Here is a 19917-nt window from a genome sequence, read left to right as displayed (position 1 = left end):
GGTCACTATCGATTATTTGGTCGGTCGTACTTCAATCCCTCAGCAATTTTTTAACCGATGATGTTCGCACCATTGTCGGCCACTTCGAGCTGTCAGACGAAGAAATATTAAGCTACTAATAGATTAATAGAGTAATTTGAAATAATAATATAATTATACCCGAGTCATCGGATGGAATATGTCGGTTAATGCACGCGGCTTTTTTCTATTTTAGTGAGATTTTGTCGAAAAATAAAAGGGACTGTCACCTGAAGTAGTTATTCTACCTCGGTGACAGTCCCTATTTTAGAGCTCGTAAATTCGAGCAACTTATAGTTATTTACCGCCTGCGCGGGCAAGCTCCTTCTTGTTCGCCTCGAAAGCTGCGAGCAATGCCGCTTCGCCCTTTAAGCCAGTATCTTCAACCTTACGGATTTGTTCAAGCATCCGTTTGTAATCCTTCGGAATAACCTTCACAAATTTCGCAACCGAAGCTTCCCAATCGTTTAATAGGCGGGAGCCGATCGCGCTTTCCGTATATTGAACGTGCGATTCAATCATGCCGCGAAGCTCTGCAATATCCTCTGAATCCTCAAGACGCTCCAGCAATACCATCTCCAAATTGCAATGGTTGTAGAAATCGCCCTTCTCATCATGGATATAAGCTACGCCGCCTGACATACCTGCAGCAAAGTTTCGTCCCGTTTTACCGAGAATTACAACGCGGCCACCTGTCATATATTCGCAGCCGTGATCGCCCACGCCTTCTACGACGACATTAACGCCACTGTTACGGACGGCAAAGCGCTCGCCGGCTACGCCGCGGATATACGCTTGACCGCTGGTTGCGCCATAAAGCGCAGTGTTACCAATTATAACGTTGTCCTCAGCAACGAAGGTCGCTTTCGGTGAAGGCGCTACGATAATTTTACCGCCAGACAACCCTTTTCCAACGTAGTCATTCGAGTCGCCCTCGATGGAAAGCGTAATCCCTTTCGGTACGAATGCACCGAAGCTTTGGCCGGCTGTTCCGACGAAGTGGTACGAGATCGTATCCTCAGGCAAGCCTGCTGCGCCGTAACGGCGAGTAACTTCACTACCAAGAATCGTACCGACAACACGGTTTGTGTTCAAGATCGGGAATGTACCGCGTACGCGTTCTCCGCTCTCAAGCGCTGGTTGCGCATGAGGCACGAGCTGCTGCATATCAAGCGATAGCTCAAGTCCGTGATTTTGCCCTTGAATATTATAGCGTACAGCATCCTGCGGCAAATCAGCTTCATACAGCAAGCCGGTAAGGTCAATGCCTTTCGCTTTGTAATGCTCACGCAGCTGCTTCGTTTCAAGAATATCGACGCGTCCAACCATTTCTTGAATGGTACGGAAGCCAAGCTCTGCCATAATCTCACGCAGCTCTTCAGCAATGAAGCGCAGATAATTAACAACATGGCTAGGATCGCCCATGAACTTCTTGCGAAGCTCCGGATTTTGTGTCGCAACGCCAACCGGGCAAGTATCCAGCTGGCATACGCGCATCATGATACAGCCTAGAACGATGAGCGGAGCAGTCGAGAAGCCGTATTCTTCGGCTCCAAGCAGTACGGCAATCGCAACGTCGCGGCCGTTCATCATTTTACCGTCTGTCTCAAGGACAACGCGGTCACGCAAGTTGTTAAGCATAAGCGTTTGATGCGTTTCAGCAAGTCCAAGCTCCCATGGCAGACCCGCATGACGGATCGAGCCCATTGGAGAAGCGCCTGTTCCGCCGTCATAGCCACTGACCATGATAACGTCCGCGCGGCCTTTGGCAACACCGGTCGCAATTGTTCCAACGCCAACTCCGGATACGAGCTTCACGTTAATTCGAGCGCGTGGATTAGCATTTTTCAAATCATGGACCAGCTCAGCTAAATCCTCAATCGAATAAATATCGTGATGCGGAGGCGGCGAGATAAGTCCTACACCAGGTGTGGAGCCGCGAACCTCGGCAACCCACGGATATACTTTAAGGCCAGGCAGCTGTCCGCCTTCGCCAGGCTTCGCGCCTTGGGCCATTTTGATTTGAATTTCATCCGCATTTACAAGGTAGTTGCTCGTAACGCCGAATCGTCCGGAAGCTACCTGCTTGATCGCGCTGCGTCTGGAATCGCCGTTAGCGTCCGGAATGAAGCGAGCCGGATCTTCCCCGCCCTCACCCGTATTCGATTTACCGCCTAGACGGTTCATCGCAATAGCCAGGCTCTCATGCGCTTCCTTACTGATGGAACCAAACGACATTGCACCGGTTTTGAATCGTTTTACGATCGATTCCACCGATTCAACTTCCTCGAGCGGTACCGATTGACGTCCTTGTTTGAATTGCAGCAAGGAGCGCAGTGTCAGATGCTTCTTGTCTTCACCTTGAACGAGCGAAGAAAACTTCTTGTAAAGCTTGTAGTCATTCGCACGTGAAGCCATTTGCAGCGTATGAATCGTCTGCGGTGTAAACAGGTGGTCTTCACCGTCTTTACGCCATTGATACTCCCCGCCGGAGTCAAGCTCCTTCTCGCCGCCCTCTTGCTCTGCGAACGCACGGTTATGATGCTTAAGCGTCTCTTCAGCGATAATATCGAGTCCGATACCGCCGATACGGGACGGTGTCCAAGTAAAGTACTCGTTAATGACTTCTTCTTTCAAGCCGAGCGCTTCGAAAATTTGCGCGCCGCGGTACGATTGAATCGTCGAGATACCCATTTTGGATAATATTTTAATAACGCCTTTAGTAGCTGCTTTAATGAAGTTTTTGACTGCTTTGTCATGCGACACGCCGCGCAGCATGCCTTGGCGGATCATATCGTCAAGCGTCTCGAATGCGAGATATGGGTTAACTGCGCTCACGCCATAGCCGAGCAGCAATGCAAAGTGATGCACTTCACGCGGTTCGCCCGATTCAAGCAATAGAGCAACTTTCGTCCGTGTGCCTTGACGAATCAAGTGATGATGCAAAGCTGATACAGCAAGCAATGCCGGAATTGCAGCATTGTCCTTGTCGACGCCGCGGTCGGACAAAATAAGCAGGTTATGCCCTTTATCGATAACGCGATCCGCCGCCTCGCACATTTGCTTCAATGCGGCGCGCAGGCCTTCTTCACCTTCGGCTGCCGGGAAGAATATCGGAAGCGTGATCGCGCGGAAGCCAGGGCGACGCACATGACGCAGCTTCGCGAACTGCTCGTTAGACAAAATTGGCGTTTCCAATTTAATATGGCGGCAGCTTTCCGGCTCAGGATTCAGCAGGTTGCGCTCAGGACCGATAGTCGTTCCCGTTGCCGTAATAATCTCTTCACGAATCGCATCAATCGGCGGGTTCGTTACTTGAGCGAATAATTGCTTGAAATAGTTGTATAAACGCTGCGGGCGTTCCGACAGAACAGCCAGTGGAGCATCATAGCCCATCGAGCCGATCGGCTCCGCGCCGCTTCCAGCCATAGGCTCAAGCACTTTACGGATGTCCTCAAACGTATAACCGAAAGCCTGCTGTCTCATTTGTACAGTCGCGTGGTTCGGTTCCGGCAATTCAGGAGCTTCCGGAAGCTCCTCCAAATCAACGAGGTGCTCATTCAGCCACTCGCGGTAAGGATGCTCCGTCTCGATTTCCGCCTTTACTTCCTCATCGGAAATGATGCGGCCTTTTTCTGTATCCACAAGCAGCATGCGGCCTGGACGCAAACGATCCTTGTATAAAATATCTTCCGGCGGAAGCTCTACCGTTCCTGCCTCGGATCCTAGAATAATATGGTCGTCCTTCGTTACGTAATAACGGGCTGGACGAAGACCGTTGCGGTCAAGCACCGCACCGATTTTCACGCCGTCGGTAAAGCCAAGCGCCGCAGGCCCATCCCATGGCTCCATCAAGGTGCTGTGGTATTCGTAGAACGCTTTGCGCTCGTCGCTCATGCTCTCATGGTTGGACCAAGGCTCCGGTACCATCATCATCGCGGCATGCGCCATCGAACGGCCGGACAAGAACAGGAACTCCAGCGTATTATCAAACATCGCTGTATCAGAGCCATCCGGATTAATAATCGGTTTAATTTTTTCAAGATCATCGCCAAACAATTCCGTTGCGAACAACGTTTGACGGGCATGCATCCAGTTCACGTTTCCGCGAAGCGTGTTGATCTCGCCGTTGTGGATCATGTAGTGGAATGGATGCGCGCGCTCCCAGCTTGGGAACGTGTTCGTACTGAAACGGGAGTGAACGAGCGCCATCGCGGATACAACCGATTCATCATTAAGCTCGGTGTAGAACGAACGGACCTGCTCGGTCGTAAGCATCCCTTTGTAGACGATCTTTCTCGAGGACAAGCTCGAGAAGTAAAACATATTGCCGCCCTCTTTGCCGGCGTATCGGATCGCAAGCTCAGCACGCTTACGAATAACGTATAATTTGCGTTCAAATGCCATGTTGTCCTTCAAGCTATCGTTCTGGCCGATAAATAGCTGGCGGACATAAGGCTTCACCGCTAATGCGGACTCACCAAGCTTCTTGTCGTTCGTCGGAACTGTACGCCAACCGATAACCGATTGGTTTTCTTCCTGCACGATCGACTCCACTTCACGCTCAATCGCGCTGCGTGCAGCCTCATCCTGAGGCATGAAAATCATGCCGACAGCATATTGCCCTTCCTTCGGAAGCACAATTTCTTGCTTCTTTAATTCAGCTGCAAAAAAGGCATGCGGAATTTGAAGTAAAATTCCCGCTCCATCTCCAGTATTAGGTTCGCTGCCTTGACCTCCGCGGTGCTCCATATTCTCGAGCAGCGTCAGCGCCTGACGGATGACCTTATGCGATTTGATTCCCTTGATGTTGGCCACAAAGCCCATGCCGCAAGCGTCTTTCTCGAATTGCGGATCATAAAGCCCCTGCTTCGGCGGCAATCCCAAAATATGTTCTTTCATTGTTTGCAACCTTTCTATGAGAAGATTTTTGGGTAAGCGTGAACGTGTTAAAAATAAGCATCGATGAATACGCGTTACGCTTCATTTTTGGCTTGTGTTATCATAGAATGGTAGTCAGCGAGGCACATCGGCCTGCTCCTTGCCATTCATAAGCTAAACGGCTCTTTGCGCTGCTTACGAGCGTTTCCGTTTAGTTGACCATATACCGGGCCGTATACCGCGAAAATGCGATTATTATATTATTTTAACATCAGGCCAAAACGGAATCAATTTAATATTTTTATGATTGTGATAAGGATTGTTTACCGGGTCACCGTTTGTACATATTTACTATATCAAAAGGATGTGTACGTTTTGAATAGCAAGTTAAGGAAAGTGACGCTTCGAACGGCCGCTCCTGCCGTGCTCGTTATATGGCTGATAAGCTCTTTTACAACTAATATACCAATATTTACATCTGAGAATTATTCATCTACCGCATATGCCGCTTTCGAATCTGACGGCACTGCGCAAGCAGATACATATAATATTGTCGCAGTGGGCGATTCTGTCACAGCAGGTTATGAGTACGGCTTTACCGAGCAATCGGTACCCTACGGATTCGTAGAGCATCTATACGAACAGGCTCTTTTTAACGGACTTAGCGCCGGGTACTCCAATTACGGTATCTTAGGTTTAAGAACATCCGGTTTAAAGAGATGGATTGATGCAGTCGTACAAGGTGAAGGAGTTGAGAGCTCCGACATCCAAAAAAATCTTCCTGACCCGCGTGCAGACCGAATTTTCGCTGAAACGAAGCAGCTCCGCGCAGCTTTAAGCAAGGCAGATTTAATCGTTATGACGATCGGCGGTAACGACATGTACGCCGTTCTCGCTAAGCTTGAGGAGGGGGCCCCGCAAGCAGAAGCAGCGGTCGTGCTGGCCAACGCTTTAAACATTTATGAAACGGAGCTTGAAGCTGCACTGCGATTAATGCTTACTCTGCAGCCTAATGCACAAATTGTTGTTGCTGATCAATATTTGCCTATACCGCCCCCTGTAAAAATCGGGTCTTTGACCTTTCCATTGTACCCGGAAGCTAATCGGCTTTTTCTGATGGACAGCTTGAAGCAGCAGCGCAAGCGGCTGGATGAAATAATCACGCGTCTAACAAATAATGGTTTCAATGTAAAGGCTGCAAACGTCGCCAATGCGTTCACCGGCAATGAGTTGAACTTTACCTCTGTTGCAGAAGGGGATATTCATCCTAGCCGGGAGGGCTACGCGGCAATGGGTAAAGCGTTCACGAAGGCTGTATGGGGAAATTATCGAACAGTTAAGCCGAGAGAAAGCGGAGTGCCTGTTTCGATTGTCGTGATGGGCAAGGAGCTTTTAAGCAATAATAAGCCAGTATTAGTACAAAATCGAACTTTCGTACCGCTTCGCGACATTACGGATGCTATGGGTGCCACATTAAAGTGGCACGCAGCTACACAGACCGCGTCCATTCTGCTGAAAGGACGTACAGTCGATATTTCGGTTGGATCTGCTACATTACGTATCAACGGAGTACCTGTGAAGCTAAACGCACAGCCTGCTTTCCTTCAACAGATCGGAATTTCAAAAAAGCTGTATGTCCCGCTTGCCGCTTTATCCGAAGGCCTGCATTTTCAAGTCATTTATCGTGATACGTTAAAAACGGTCTTTATCAATAAATAAACTTTACCTACTTATATTCCTTCTCAAGCTGCTGCATTTGCTCAAGTCCTTTGGCAGCCCAACGATGCAGCCGGTCAAGAGCGGCTATTTCCGCAGCAACTGCAGCCCTAAGCGAATCCTTATATTCGGGAACGCTGCCCGTGTACAGCTTTACATCCCGCAGCAGCACGGTCGTTTTCTCTGTATAGCTAAGAGCACGCCGCTCGTGAAACATAGGAACATCCGGGTTGTACGGATTATGCAGGTCGCCCTGTTCCGGATGCTTTAACACGGCAAGCACCTTTACGAGTGCACGCGGCCCGTTTAATTCTACAAGCTCGCCTACATATTGACCTGTTCGAACTTCCGCTCGAACGATATCTCCCGTTTTTAAACTCGGGTCAGCTTGATTTATTGGCTCCATTAGAATTCAACCTCACTTTTCATTTTTGCTTTTTCTTGTAAAATATATGTAAAAATAGTCGAATCAAGGATTTTATATCTTGACATGACGTACATCTATAATTAAGGATAAATTATCCACTATATTATTCGCAACCCACTCGGATAAAACTTGTGTTAGGAGCACTTGCGTCGTAATATGGAAATAGAAAAGTAGGTGAATGTATGCGTAAGAAAAGAGTGCTCCTGCTCTCTGAAGGCTTTGGTTCTGGCCACACCCAGGCAGCCTACGCGCTCGCTGCCGGTCTAAAACAGCTATGTCCGGGCATCCAAACCCGTGTTATCGAGCTTGGTAAATTTCTAAACCCGGTGCTTGGCCCATGGATTGTATCGGCTTATCGAAAAACAGTAAGCAAACAGCCTAAGATGGTTGGGCTTATGTACCGCAGCAATTATAAAAAATCGCTCAACCGGTTTACGCAGCTTGCGCTTCACCGTATGTTTTATACCCAAACGTCGCAGGTTATATCCCAGTTGAAGCCGGATCTAATAATTTGTACCCATCCTGTACCGAATGCCGTTGTTGCACGGCTTAAGCGCCTTGGATTGGACATGCCGCTGTATACACTTATAACGGACTATGATGCACACGGTTCATGGGTAAATAAGGAAGTAAACCGCTACCTTGTATCCACATCCCTTGTGAAGAAGCGGCTAATGGAAAAGAGCGTTTCACCAGATCAAATCGAGGTAACAGGCATTCCCGTTCACCCGAATTTCTGGAATACATACGAAAAAGACGATATACGAAAGCAGTTTGACTTAAAGGCTATGCCGACCGTGCTCATTATGGGTGGCGGATGGGGTATTATGTATGAGGATAATGCGCTTGAATATATGACGAAGTGGAGAGAGAGCACACAGCTCATCTACTGTGTCGGTACGAACGAGAAGATGAAAGAAAAGATGCTTGCTGATCCGATGTTCCAGCACCCGAACGTCCGCGTTCTTGGTTTTACCCGTGAAATTAACAAGTTAATGGACGTATCCGATTTGCTCATAACAAAGCCTGGCGGCATGACCTGTACCGAAGGAATGAGCAAAGGAATACCGATGCTGTTTTACGAGCCGATTCCCGGCCAAGAAGAAGAGAACTGCGAATACTTCATAAGCAACGGCTTTGGCGAGATGCTCGACTCTAACGATACTGTCGATAAATGGTTCTCGCTCATTCACGAGCCATACGCTTCCGGCCAATTCCGAGATAGCTTAATGACAAAACGAAATCAACAATACGACCCCACGAGTTGTCCGAACGCCGTCCTGCGACTGATGCAGTGACGGCCTTCTTTTTCTAATGAAAATGAAGCATAAATTGCACACCTTTTTCCACATAGTATAACTGACGAAGGGAGCTGTCTATAATGAGTTCACAAATGGCGGACGGAAAAACAATTATTTTACGATTGGAAATCGATACAAATCTGGCTCAATTCGGCCGGGCTGCTACAGCAATCGAGAAAGCAAAAGGCGATATTATCGCGATTGACGTCATACATACGGACAAAAACAAAAGCATTCGTGATTTAACGGTCAAAATAGCGGAGCAAGGTGCAGCCGAGCGACTCACGAATGCCCTGCAATCCTTGCCCGGCATTCGGTTACTCCATATTTCCGACCGTACATTCTTGCTTCACCTAGGCGGCAAAATAACGATACAGCCTAAAACCCCCATTCAAAACCGCGACGACTTATCGCGTGTCTACACCCCGGAGGTCGCAAGGGTATGCCAAGCGATTTTCGATGAACCTTCAAAAGCTTATACGTTAACCATAAAGAGAAATACGGTGGCTGTCGTTACCGACGGGAGCGCTGTGCTTGGGCTTGGCAACATTGGTCCTTACGCCGCAATGCCGGTTATGGAGGGTAAAGCGATGCTGTTCAAGCAATTTGCGGACGTCGACGCTTTCCCCATCTGCCTGGATACTCAAGACACTGATCAAATCATTGCTGCGGTCAAGCACCTCGCTCCTGCTTTCGGCGGCATTAACCTTGAAGATATTTCCGCTCCCCGCTGTTTCGAGATTGAGCAGCGTTTGCGGCAGGAGCTGGATATTCCCGTATTTCATGACGATCAGCACGGTACAGCTGTCGTCCTATACGCTGGATTGCTCAATGCGCTCAAGCTGACAGGCCGCAGCTTAAACGAAGCTCGTATTGTTATCTGCGGCATTGGCGCTGCGGGAACCGCTTGTACGAAAATGCTGCTCGCTGGAGGTGCAAAGCATATTGTCGGCGTTGATCGCGAGGGGATATTAACCGCCGACCGCACCTACGATAATCCGATGTGGCAGTGGTATGCGGAGCATACGAATCCGCAGCGCCTTACAGGTGGTTTGGCTGAAGCTTTGCAGCATGCGGAAGTGTTCATCGGTGTTTCCGCTGGCGGCATTTTGACCCGAGCGCATATTGAATTAATGGCACCAGAGCCAATCGTGTTCGCCATGGCTAACCCTGAGCCGGAAATCCGGCCGGAGCTTGCAGAGGACATCGTCGCTGTCTTCGCCACCGGCCGATCCGACTATCCGAATCAAATTAACAACGTCCTCTGCTTCCCGGGCATTTTCCGCGGAGCGCTCGACAGCCGCGCTACGACAATTAATGAGGAAATGAAGGTAGCGGCAGCAGAAGCTATCGCTTCGGTAATAAGCGACGATGAACTAAATCGCATGTATATCGTACCGAGTGTCTTTAACGCGCGAGTCGTCGAGGAAGTCCGCCGCCGCGTCATTCAGGCAGCCGTGAAAAGCGGCGTCTCCCGCCGGAATCCGCGGGAGTAGTTGTATAAACCATGCACTGGCGTATCAACCGATCAAACGATGACTATCCGTGATGATGGCGCATCATTCGATCAAACGATAGCTATCCATGATGGAGCATCATTCGATCCACCGATAGCTATCCATGATGGACAGCACAGGAGTATAACGCCCATTTTTACCGCTATTAACTTCAGTGGAAGAGCAGTTGGATAATAGCGGTATTTTCTGGTCTATATAGTCGTTAACCTATCTCCCACCGCCATTTCACTCATATAACGCCCAATTTTTCCGCTATATCCTCGAAATAAACATCTGTGAATGGAATAGAGGACATTTTTACCGTTATATGCCTGTATGACGAAACATCCAATTACTAAATACGGCTTCCACAAAGAATTTGACTTCCAACAGACTACCTTTTAAGGTAGTATTAAATATTATAACGACGTGAAGCACACGCCGCCTGTTACGGGTTCCCGTAATCAGGCGGCGTTTTTTCTTTACAAAACTTTTAGGAGGAATGATTGATGATATTTGAAGAAGCGCATAAGGTGTTTATGAAGAAGCATATCGCTGCTCGTAAGGGAGAGTCGCTAAGAAGGCTGAAAGAGGGACACGATCACGCTGAGAAGTTTTTTTTGGAGCGCGTATGGTGGCCGGCCTTTGGGAATTTGAATCACCTTCATCCCGAGTATGAAACTTATGATTATAAGGATGGAGACCGGTATATTGATTTTGCTTATATTCGCTCCTTCATCAAACTGGCCATCGAAATTGACAGTTACGGATCTCATTGGAAAAACATCAACCGCGTACAATTCTCTGATCATCGAAGGCGTCAAAATGACTTAGTTATAGATGGTTGGAAGGTACTCCGTTTCAGCTTCGACGACATTAAAGATCATCCTCGCTTCTGCCAACAAAAGCTTCAGCAGTTCATGGGCAGATGGTTCGGCATAGATAATCAAGTGAATGACGTAACCTTTATGGAGAAAGAAGTCATTCGTCTTGCGATGAGATATTCCCACCCCATTACTCCAGGAGACGTATGTCAGCATTTTTCATTAGAGAACAAAACCGCTAGAAGATGGCTTCAACAATTAGTTGCTAAGAAGTGGATGAAACCCGCAAGCGGCCATGCGCGTATCCGTTCCTATCAGCTAGATCTCAAGGACAAGAACTTTACTTTGTAATATTATTGATGACAGAATTATTAGCGGTAATAATGGGTCTTATTTGGGCTGCTACTCTATTTAGGATGGAAATAGCGGTGTTAAATGGTCTTATTCAGCTATTTTATCTGATTCCAAGGATAAGAATCTAAATAACGACTATCTATTCCGTTATTCTTTCTACAACTCCTACCAGGGGTATAATAACGCCACTAATGTACTTATTCCTTATATTCAAATAAGATTAAAGAGTAATCTCTCAGTGGTCATATGAAGAAGGCCAAATTACCCAGCCTATAAGAAGCAATAATGTAAACGCATAAGCCTGCTGCTGCGATCATTCCTAAAAAGACATGACACCTATCATCTTCTTCACCGTAATATATATGCTATAATAATATCGAGTGTCTTAAGCGCTATTTCTATAAAGCGTAAGCAACGTTAGCATATAAGGTAGTTTCCCGCTTGGTTTAGTTCGTTAAGCAGGCTTTATGTGCAGGTAGTTGACGGAAAAGGAGCCTGGTAATGTTTCAAGCTGTAGTAGATTTTTTAAAGGAATTCGGGCCTTTAGGACTGTTTATACATTCGTTTTTCGATGCCATTATATTCCCGATTCCGGCTTTTTTCCTGCAAGTATCGTTAAGCCTACTCAATCCATCTACAGCAATATGGCTGGCTACAGTTGGTTATATAGCCTGTCTCTTGGGAACACCAGTTGGGTATTACCTCGGTAAAGTAATGGGCAAATCGGTCCTGTATAAGTTTTTAAAAACGGAATGGATCGACGCAGCTACAGCTAAGTTTCAGAAAAATGGCGAGGCAGCCATTTTGATCGGATCGTTTACGCCGATTCCTTTTAAAGTATTTACGATATTATCGGGCTGCTTAAACTTCCCGCTGTGGCGGTTGATCGGATATGCCGCTATTGGCCGCGGATTAAAATTTTATATTGTTGGCTTATTGTTTTATTTTTATGGCCGTGCTGCTGAGAGCATGGTTAAGGACGTATCCTTATACATTTTTGTTGGGGCTGTCCCAATTGTAATCGTATATCTTTTACTTAGGAAAAGAAATCAGAAGAAAAAAGAGCAGGCCACGAAGCAAGCCGAGGCGGAACAGCAGGACAATATACATCTAAGTTCATAACACTACAAAAATAGGCCGGTCAGGTGAAATTCCCTGACCGGCCTTCATTTTATTTTAAAATATTACTCTAAAGCATTTGACACAGCGTTCTCTGTATTATCATGAGGCTCAACGTGAACGTGGACACTCATAATGTTGTGCTTGCGGCCCATTCGATGCTCTATTTCATCGCTAATACGGTGACTCTCGATAAGCGTCAATCCGGGATCTACCTGCACGATCACATCGACTAACACCAGGTTGCCATGTACCCGTGCCTTTATATCCTTAATGGATTTGACCCCTTTCGTCTTCTCAATCGTCGAACGCAAGGTAGTAAGCTCATTCTCGTCAAAACCGTCCGTCAAAGCATGCGTTGAGCTATAAAAGATTTCCCATGCCGTTTTACATATGATTGCACCGACTACGAGCGCGGCTACCGGATCAAGCCATGGCAGTCCAAACTGCGCGCCTATAATACCAATAGCCGCTCCGGTACTGACGAGAGCATCGGACAAATTATCCTTTGATGCTGCGAGAAGCGCTTGATTGTTTATTCGCGTGGCAAGTCTTCGATTATATATATAGACACCAGCCATACATACAGCTGAGAACAAAGCAACCCATGCAGACATTAAGTTTGGAACGTGATACTCAGAAGCAAACAACGATCTGACCGCGCTTATTAACACCTGAACGCCAACCGTAGCCATAATAAAAGAAGCAACTAGCGCTGCAATCGTCTCTGCGCGAAAATGACCGTAAGGATGATCCTTATCCGGCGGTTTTTGCGATATGCGCAATCCTACCAATACAGCAACGGATGCTACGATATCGGTCAGATTGTTAAATCCGTCTGCGACAAGAGCCCCCGACAAAAACCAGTAGCCGGCACCCAGCTTTAGCGCGGATAGAGCCAAATAGGCACCAATACTAACCCATGCACCCTTCTCGCCCTGTTTAATCTCATCATACTGATTCAGTTTCAATACCCTCCCAAGCGTAATAACTTATATCGACTAAAATTTCCAAATAACCTATCGGTATCATACCCGAACAAACCTGTGTGGGTCTAGAGAAACAGTGTTTACCAGGTACGCACTTTTATGCACGGGTGCAACAATTCGCAGGTGGCAGTGACTTTCCGGCAAAACGAATCCGTTTATTATGCGCTTGATTTGGATTTACAATTCATACCATCCATGTCCCGATTCATCATTTATTCAAAATAAAAAAGCAGCGTTCGTTCCTTTTGGAACGTGAACGCCGCCATTTTTCCACTCATCTTTATTTTAAGAAAAAAACTTCCCGCAAAGGTTTGATAGGCTCAGCCTCTTGGAAATCGAAAGAGCCTTGCACCATCTGCGAGGTAATCGCATTCCAGCGGCCGCATGCCTCGCTTCCTGCGATATAGGCAAATGCAGCCTCTACATCGTCACACTCGAAGCAATAAAAAAACTGCGTGCCGTTTTGAAAAATCGAATAATTGCGAATGCCCGCCTTGCTGTGCTCCTCCATAATTTCCTGCCATGGTTCACCGTGCATCCGGACATACTCGTCGAGAAATTCCTCTTTAATCGTCCATGTCCATGCGAATTTGTTGCTGCTGCTCATTTTAATAACCGCCTTCCATTCCGCTATGTAGCCCGAAAAGAATTTGAATTTTCACTCTGCTTCTTAGATCATTTCATATTGACGATTATAGCATATTTCTGTTTTTTTGTGATTGATGTACATTTCTGAATACGGCAGCGAAAGCCCGCGTAACCTAAAAAAACAGCCGGAGCAGGCTCCGGCTGTTTCAAGGTGCAAACGATTATTTGATTTCGTAAATGGTGTAAAGCTCATCCAGCATCAGGTTAGCTGCGATTACGCCGCCTGCTGTGTTCCAGATCGCATCGCTCACTTTGATAGCCTTGTTGTTTTTCACGACTTGAAGGCTCTGCCACAATGGATCCTTCATCATTTCTTCTTCCATTGCTGTTGCTTTACCGTCACCTGTCTCATAAGTGAAATAGAAGAGCATATCCGCGTCTACTTCCGGAAGACGTTCCTTCGTAATCTCTTCAACGAATGTGTCTTTATATTTTTGATTTTCAGGACGTGAAATGCCGAGTTTGGAGAACGCCAAACCTGTAAAGGTGTCTTCTAAGTAAATACGCGTTTTGCCAGCCATAAAACGAACCACAGATACCTTCTGGTTCAGCTTGTCGCCCGCTTTTTCCTTAAAGTCCACGGTGCGGCTGTCATAGTTAGCTATGACTTTGTCGCCTTCGGCGGTTTTGCCGAGCGCTTCAGCATACAGCTTAAAGTTAGACTGCCATGCGCCGCGGAGCGTTTCGGAAAATACGGTTGGCGCAATGGCTTTAAGCTGATCGTACACTTTCTCCTGACGCAATTTGTTACCGATAATAAGATCAGGCTTCAGGCTCGCAATAAGCTCCATGTTCGGCTGGCTCTCATCGCCTACAACTGTAACGCCCTCCATGTCCGCTTTGATGTGCTCGTACCAAGGATCACCTGTCCAAGATTTTACTGCGCCTACCGGTTGTACTCCAAGACTAAGCAATGCTTCCGTTCCTTCGTTCGTCAGTACGACAATGCGCTCCGGAGTACCTTTAATTTCAGTCTCACCCATCGCATGGGTAATTTTACGTGCTTCTGCTGTTTCCGGTGCTGCAGTTTCAGTCGGGCTTGCCGTGTTCGCGTTGCTATTGTTCGCACCGGTATTACCGCATCCCGATACGACTACTGCTAACGCCAGCAATGCAGCGGAAGCTGACCAAGTGAATTTTTGTTTGATTGCAAATAACATTTTTGTTGTTCCCCTTCTCATTGAAAATGATTATCAGTATTTTCCTAAACGAAACTATAACAGGAGGGCATAGCAAAGTCAACCATTTGTTGATAATGATTTTCAAATTCATTGACACCACCGTACTGATCCCCTAAAATGTTTGAGTAGCAATAAATTGTTCTTATAAGAAAGAGGAAATCATGGACACTCTATTATCATCGCATTATCAGAAGGTTGCAGGGCTGCTCGCAGGGCTTCTCCTCTTTGCCGCCGGCATCGTTTGCAGCATCGCTTTTGGAGTAACGAACATTGATTGGCGAACAATCGTAGAATCCTATACCGCATTCAACGGCTCTCAAGAGCATCTTATTATACAAACGGCAAGAATGCCACGCGCGCTTATAGCTGCCGCTGTCGGGGCAAGTCTAGCCGTCGCAGGTGCATTGATGCAGGGTATAACCCGTAACCAGCTCGCTTCACCGAGCATCTTCGGCATCAATGCCGGAGCCGCTTTTTTCATAGTTACAGGCTCCGCCTTCTTCGGAGCGAGCGGCTTATCGACGTTTGCTACGCTTGCCTTCATCGGTGCGGCATTCACGGCCACTCTGGTTTATGTACTCGGTTCAATCGGAAATGACGGTCTTACTCCGCTCAAGGTTACGCTTGCAGGCGCGGCATTGACAGCCTTCTTCTCTTCGCTTTCGCTTGGCGTATTGCTAACCGGCGGTCAAACATTTGATCAAGTGTTATATTGGTTCGTAGGCTCAGTAGCTGGTCGCGATATGAATATTTTCACAGCCGCTGCACCGTTCATGGGAATTGCCCTTCTTGGCGCGCTAGTGGTCGCAAGACATATGAACGTGCTTGCGCTCGGCGAAGACGTGGCCGTTGGTCTCGGACAGAAAACCGTCTACATTAAATTAGCTGCCGGCATCATCATCGTATTGCTTGCCGGCGGATCGGTATCCATGGCTGGTCCCATCGCCTTCATCGGAATTATCATCCCTCACCTGACGCGTTATTTAGTCGGCATCGACTACCGTTGGGTTATTCCATACTGCGCGGTGTTAGGCGGCAATCTTCTGCTGGCTGCCGACATCGGATCCCGGTATATTGCATTTCCGAAGGAAGTTCCCGTCGGGGTCATGACCGCCATCATCGGTGTTCCATTCTTCGTCTATATTGCCAGAAGAGGGGGGCATTCCTAAAATGAATGGATGGTTTACGCTTAGAGGCCGCAAGCATTCCTTTCAAATAGACCGCCGAACCGTTGCGATGACCGTCCTTTTGATCATTGCCAACCTGGCAGCCATCGTCGTATGTGTAGGACTCGGCAGCACATCGATCAGTCCGCTTGCCGTCATTCGTACGATTATCGGCATCGGCGAGTCATCCGATTCCATGATCATATTTTCGCTTCGCTTGCCGCGTGTCATTATCGCGGTTTTGGTAGGCTCGGCGCTCGCCGTGTCCGGCGCATTGCTTCAAGGTATCGTCCGCAACCCGCTTACCTCACCGGACATTATCGGTATATCCGGAGGTGCTTCTCTGGGCACCGTAGTATTCATTCTGTACTTCTCGCATGTCAGTATCCGCTTCATGCCGCTTAGTGCTGTTGTCGGAGCATTCGCTGCCGCTTTTCTGATCTATTTATTCGCTTACCGCCGCGGAATTACACCGCTTCGGCTTGTGCTCATCGGAATCGGCATGGCTACGGCATTAACCGCCGTTACTTATATGCTCATTCTAACAGCATCGTTTACGCCGACTGCAGTAGCCGTCAAAGCGTTTACCTTTATGACGGGAAGCATTTACGGTGTCTCCTGGGAACGGGACGTATTGACACTGTTGCCCTGGATATTCATCCTACTGCCGGTAGCCTTTATTTACGCCAGGCATTTAAACGTGCAGGAGCTGGGAGATGAGGTCGCAACAAGCGTCGGCAGCCCGGTTCATGTCAAACGGACGATTCTTCTTTTTATCAGCGTTGCGCTGGCAGGAGCAGCAGTCGCCATTGGCGGCGCCATTAACTTTATCGGACTGATGGCTCCGCATATAGCCCGCAAACTGGTTGGACCCGCCTATGGCGGCGTTATCCCAGTTTCAGCTCTTATTGGCTCGCTCGTATTGCTGCTTTCCGATCTTGTAGCCAGAGTTGCGTTCATCCCGCTCGATATTCCGGCAGGAGTGTTTACAGCCGCGATCGGGGCACCATTCTTTATCTATTTGCTATACCGTCACCGCAGCGGAGCGTAACACTCTCCGAGGTTACATTTAACTACAAACGATAAAATGAAAGGGAGTGAGTCTCGTGCCCTCCATTCAAGCGAAGAACCTTACGCTATCCTATGGACAAAAGCCGATTTTCTCCAATCTCGATTTACTTATTCCTACAGGTAAAATTACTGTGTTCATCGGCAGCAACGGCTGCGGCAAATCAACGCTGCTTCGTTCGCTTGCCCGTCTATTGAAGCCGCAGGAGGGCTCCATTTTGCTTGACGGCAGCGAAATTTCCAAGCTCTCGAGCAAAGAAGTGGCCAGACGTCTGGCCATCTTACCGCAAGGCCCAATCGCTCCGGAAGGCTTAACCGTTCATCAGCTTGTGAAGCAAGGCCGCTATCCTTACCAAAGCTGGCTGCAGCAATGGTCTCACGAGGACGAGAAAATGGTAAAGAAGGCGCTTGAAGTGACACATATGAATGAGCTCTCTGCCCGTTCCGTTGACTCACTTTCCGGCGGACAACGGCAGCGCGCCTGGATTGCAATGACCCTTGCTCAGAACACACCGACTATTTTGCTTGATGAGCCGACGACATACCTCGATATGACGCATCAAATCGAGATTCTTGATTTGCTGTTTGACTTAAACGAACAAGAGAACCGTACGATCGTAATGGTTCTGCATGACATTAATCTCGCATGCCGTTATGCGCATCATATCGTCGCAGTCAAAGAAGGCCGTATCTACGCGCAAGGCGAGCCGGAAATAATCATGAACGAGCAGCTGATTCGTGACGTATTCGATATGGAATGCCAAGTAACAGCCGATCCGATCTTTGGAACACCGCTCTGCATTCCATACGGTAAAGGCCGCAAGGTCGCGGCAGTTGACGCTGAACGAGTCAAAATTGTTATATAAATAAAAAAGGAGGGGCTGTCCCAGAAGGTTATAGACCTTCAGGGACAGCCCCATGTCTTACTCAGGACTTACCTCCACTTATTTTAGGGGATAAGTGGGCTACATTGGATTCGATATCTTGTTGCCCTTCTATTCCTTCATCTCATAAATCCGTGCCTCATAAGGCCTCAGCTCAATCGTTCCTTCGTCATTCCATGTTTCGGACGTCTCATGGGTGCCAAGAACAAGCACCGGATTATGCGTTTTTTGAGCTATTGCGGCTTCAGGAAATGTAAATATACGAGGAGACTCCCCGTGGTTTAGCAGCACAATCCACTTGGTTCCATCATATTCCCTCATATAGACATAGAGATGAGCGTCATCGCCGCTAATGTCGGTGAAATCCCCATAGACCATTACCGGGGAACGCGAGCGCAGCGCTATCAACTTCCTATAGAAAGCTAGAACAGAATTCGGATCTTGTTCAGCCCGTTCCACATTAATTTCGCGATAATTTGGATTGATTTTAATCCATGGCGTTCCTTTCGTGAATCCGGCATTTGTGCTGTCATCCCAGTGCATCGGCGAACGCGAGTTGTCACGGCTAAGAGGCTGAAGCGAGCGCAGCACCGCTGCAGGATCCCCTCCCTTGCCCACTTCCTCCACATACTTATTAATCATCGCGATGTCCTGGTAGTCTCCAATCGTTTCATACCTTACCCCAGTCATCCCGATCTCTTCACCCTGGTATATATAAGGAATGCCCGGCAGCGTATGTATCATCGTCGCGAGCAGCTTTGCCGATTCCTCCCGGTATTCCTTATCGTTGCCGTAACGCGAGACTTGTCTCGTATGGTCATGATTGTTAAGGAACTGGGAGCCGAAGCCCCGGCCCTTAAGCGATTCCGCCCACAGCATCTGGATGCGCTTGAACCGTACCATATCCCACTCCGGCATTTCATCGGCTACTTCAAAGTGAAACAACGTGTTCAGCTCGTTCCGCTCCTCATCGACGAACAGAACACCTGTCTCCGGCGTGGCGAACGCGATTTCACCAACGGTCATAATATCGTAATGACGGAAAACCTCCCGGTTCATTTCCTGCAAATAGTCATGCAGCCCCGGGTTATGTGTTAAGTATCTGATGTCGCGAGGATTTTCCGCATCTGCATACTTATCCGGTTTCGCAAGAAGCGCTAACGCATCAAGCCGCAGCCCGTCCACTCCTTTATCGAGCCAAAACCGCAGCATCTTATATATTTCCTCACGCACCTCAGGGTTAGCCCAATTCAAATCGGGCTGCTCGGTAGCAAAGGAATGCATGTAATATTGCCCCGTTGCCTCATCCAGCTCCCAGCACGAAGGATTGAAATAAGAGCGCCAGTTCGTAGGAGGCTCCCCATCCTTGCCATCCTGCCAGATATACCAATCCCGTTTCGGATTGTTCCTCGTTGAACGCGATTCGATAAACCATGGATGCCTGTCGGATGTATGATTAACGACAACGTCCATCATCAGCTTCATGCCGCGGGCATGTGTCTCCGTTAGCAATCGATCGAAATCAGCCATTGTCCCTGCTTTTTTCATGATGGCATAATAATCGGATACGTCATAGCCGTTATCCTTATCCGGTGATTCGTTAAAAGGATTAACCCATAGCATCGTTACCCCGAGCGAGCGGATGTAATCAAGCTTTTCAATCACACCCTTCAAGTCCCCGATTCCATCGCCGTCCGTGTCGCGGAAGCTGCGCCAATACACCTGATATACAACCGATTCCTTCCACCAAGCTGGTTTTCTAGACATGCAAGCCTCTCCTCTTCTCACAGATAAATCTATCCTAGCGTAAACGGCTGTCCCCGTCCTTGGCGGTAAAGCTCGTTT

At 48.0% G+C, this 19917-nt stretch carries 14 protein-coding genes; 8 read left to right on the top strand and 6 right to left on the bottom strand.

What is annotated here, in order from left to right:
* Positions 1 to 315: 315 nt before the first annotated feature.
* Complete coding sequence (gltB, locus tag DFP97_RS14500) at positions 316 to 4920, bottom strand: glutamate synthase large subunit (RefSeq protein WP_114380908.1); 4605 nt, start codon at positions 4918 to 4920, stop codon at positions 316 to 318.
* Positions 4921 to 5274: 354 nt separating this feature from the next.
* Between gltB and DFP97_RS14495 the strand changes: the two genes are divergently transcribed.
* Positions 5275 to 6618 (top strand): SGNH/GDSL hydrolase family protein, encoded by a 1344-nt coding sequence (locus tag DFP97_RS14495; RefSeq protein ID WP_181873529.1) that lies wholly within the window; start codon positions 5275 to 5277, stop codon positions 6616 to 6618.
* Between the two features lie 7 nt (positions 6619 to 6625).
* Here the strand turns inward: DFP97_RS14495 and kapB are convergent, their stop codons facing one another.
* Entirely contained in the window at positions 6626 to 7021 is a 396-nt protein-coding gene (gene kapB / locus DFP97_RS14490) for a kinase-associated lipoprotein KapB (RefSeq protein WP_114380906.1), read from the bottom strand.
* A gap of 203 nt (positions 7022 to 7224) precedes the next feature.
* On the opposite strand from kapB, the gene DFP97_RS14485 reads away from it, so the two are divergent.
* The 4 genes from DFP97_RS14485 to DFP97_RS14470 all read left to right on the top strand — a co-directional run bounded on the left by DFP97_RS14485 (position 7225) and on the right by DFP97_RS14470 (position 12139).
* The gene (locus tag DFP97_RS14485) at positions 7225 to 8340 is read left to right on the top strand and encodes an MGDG synthase family glycosyltransferase (protein WP_114380905.1); all 1116 of its coding nucleotides are present in this window, start codon (positions 7225 to 7227) and stop codon (positions 8338 to 8340) included.
* A gap of 83 nt (positions 8341 to 8423) precedes the next feature.
* On the top strand, positions 8424 to 9839 hold the full coding sequence (locus DFP97_RS14480) for an NAD-dependent malic enzyme (RefSeq protein ID WP_114380904.1): 1416 nt from the start codon (positions 8424 to 8426) through the stop codon (positions 9837 to 9839).
* Positions 9840 to 10348: 509 nt separating this feature from the next.
* Positions 10349 to 11014, top strand: a complete 666-nt coding sequence (locus DFP97_RS14475; protein WP_114380903.1) for a PDDEXK family nuclease — start codon at positions 10349 to 10351, stop codon at positions 11012 to 11014.
* Between the two features lie 504 nt (positions 11015 to 11518).
* Entirely contained in the window at positions 11519 to 12139 is a 621-nt protein-coding gene (locus DFP97_RS14470; RefSeq protein WP_114380902.1) for a YqaA family protein, read from the top strand.
* Positions 12140 to 12201: 62 nt separating this feature from the next.
* On the opposite strand, the gene DFP97_RS14465 is transcribed toward DFP97_RS14470, so the two are convergent.
* From DFP97_RS14465 to DFP97_RS14455, 3 genes are all read right to left on the bottom strand, one after another.
* The gene (locus tag DFP97_RS14465) at positions 12202 to 13101 is read right to left on the bottom strand and encodes a cation diffusion facilitator family transporter (RefSeq protein WP_114381014.1); all 900 of its coding nucleotides are present in this window, start codon (positions 13099 to 13101) and stop codon (positions 12202 to 12204) included.
* A 304-nt stretch (positions 13102 to 13405) separates the two neighbouring features.
* Positions 13406 to 13732, bottom strand: coding sequence for an L-rhamnose mutarotase (locus tag DFP97_RS14460; protein WP_114380901.1), 327 nt, complete (start codon positions 13730 to 13732; stop codon positions 13406 to 13408).
* 202 nt (positions 13733 to 13934) lie between these two features.
* Positions 13935 to 14933, bottom strand: a complete 999-nt coding sequence (locus DFP97_RS14455; protein WP_114380900.1) for an ABC transporter substrate-binding protein — start codon at positions 14931 to 14933, stop codon at positions 13935 to 13937.
* Positions 14934 to 15115: 182 nt separating this feature from the next.
* Between DFP97_RS14455 and DFP97_RS14450 the strand changes: the two genes are divergently transcribed.
* Genes DFP97_RS14450 through DFP97_RS14440 form a run of 3 tightly spaced genes read left to right on the top strand, consistent with a single transcriptional unit; the run spans position 15116 to position 18054 of the window.
* Positions 15116 to 16123: a FecCD family ABC transporter permease gene (locus DFP97_RS14450; RefSeq protein WP_114380899.1), complete on the top strand. Its 1008-nt coding sequence runs from the start codon at positions 15116 to 15118 to the stop codon at positions 16121 to 16123.
* Between the two features lies 1 nt (position 16124).
* The gene (locus DFP97_RS14445; protein WP_114380898.1) at positions 16125 to 17171 is read left to right on the top strand and encodes a FecCD family ABC transporter permease; all 1047 of its coding nucleotides are present in this window, start codon (positions 16125 to 16127) and stop codon (positions 17169 to 17171) included.
* 55 nt (positions 17172 to 17226) lie between these two features.
* Positions 17227 to 18054 (top strand): ABC transporter ATP-binding protein, encoded by an 828-nt coding sequence (locus DFP97_RS14440; RefSeq protein ID WP_114380896.1) that lies wholly within the window; start codon positions 17227 to 17229, stop codon positions 18052 to 18054.
* Positions 18055 to 18183: 129 nt separating this feature from the next.
* On the opposite strand, the gene DFP97_RS14435 is transcribed toward DFP97_RS14440, so the two are convergent.
* The gene (locus DFP97_RS14435) at positions 18184 to 19839 is read right to left on the bottom strand and encodes a glycoside hydrolase family 13 protein (protein ID WP_114380894.1); all 1656 of its coding nucleotides are present in this window, start codon (positions 19837 to 19839) and stop codon (positions 18184 to 18186) included.
* Between the last annotated feature and the right edge of the window lie 78 nt (positions 19840 to 19917).

This window comes from Paenibacillus prosopidis, assembly GCF_003337375.1.
Classification (GTDB): Bacteria; Bacillota; Bacilli; order Paenibacillales; family Paenibacillaceae; genus Pristimantibacillus; species Pristimantibacillus prosopidis.
This window is presented reverse-complemented; position numbering and strand designations above follow the sequence as displayed.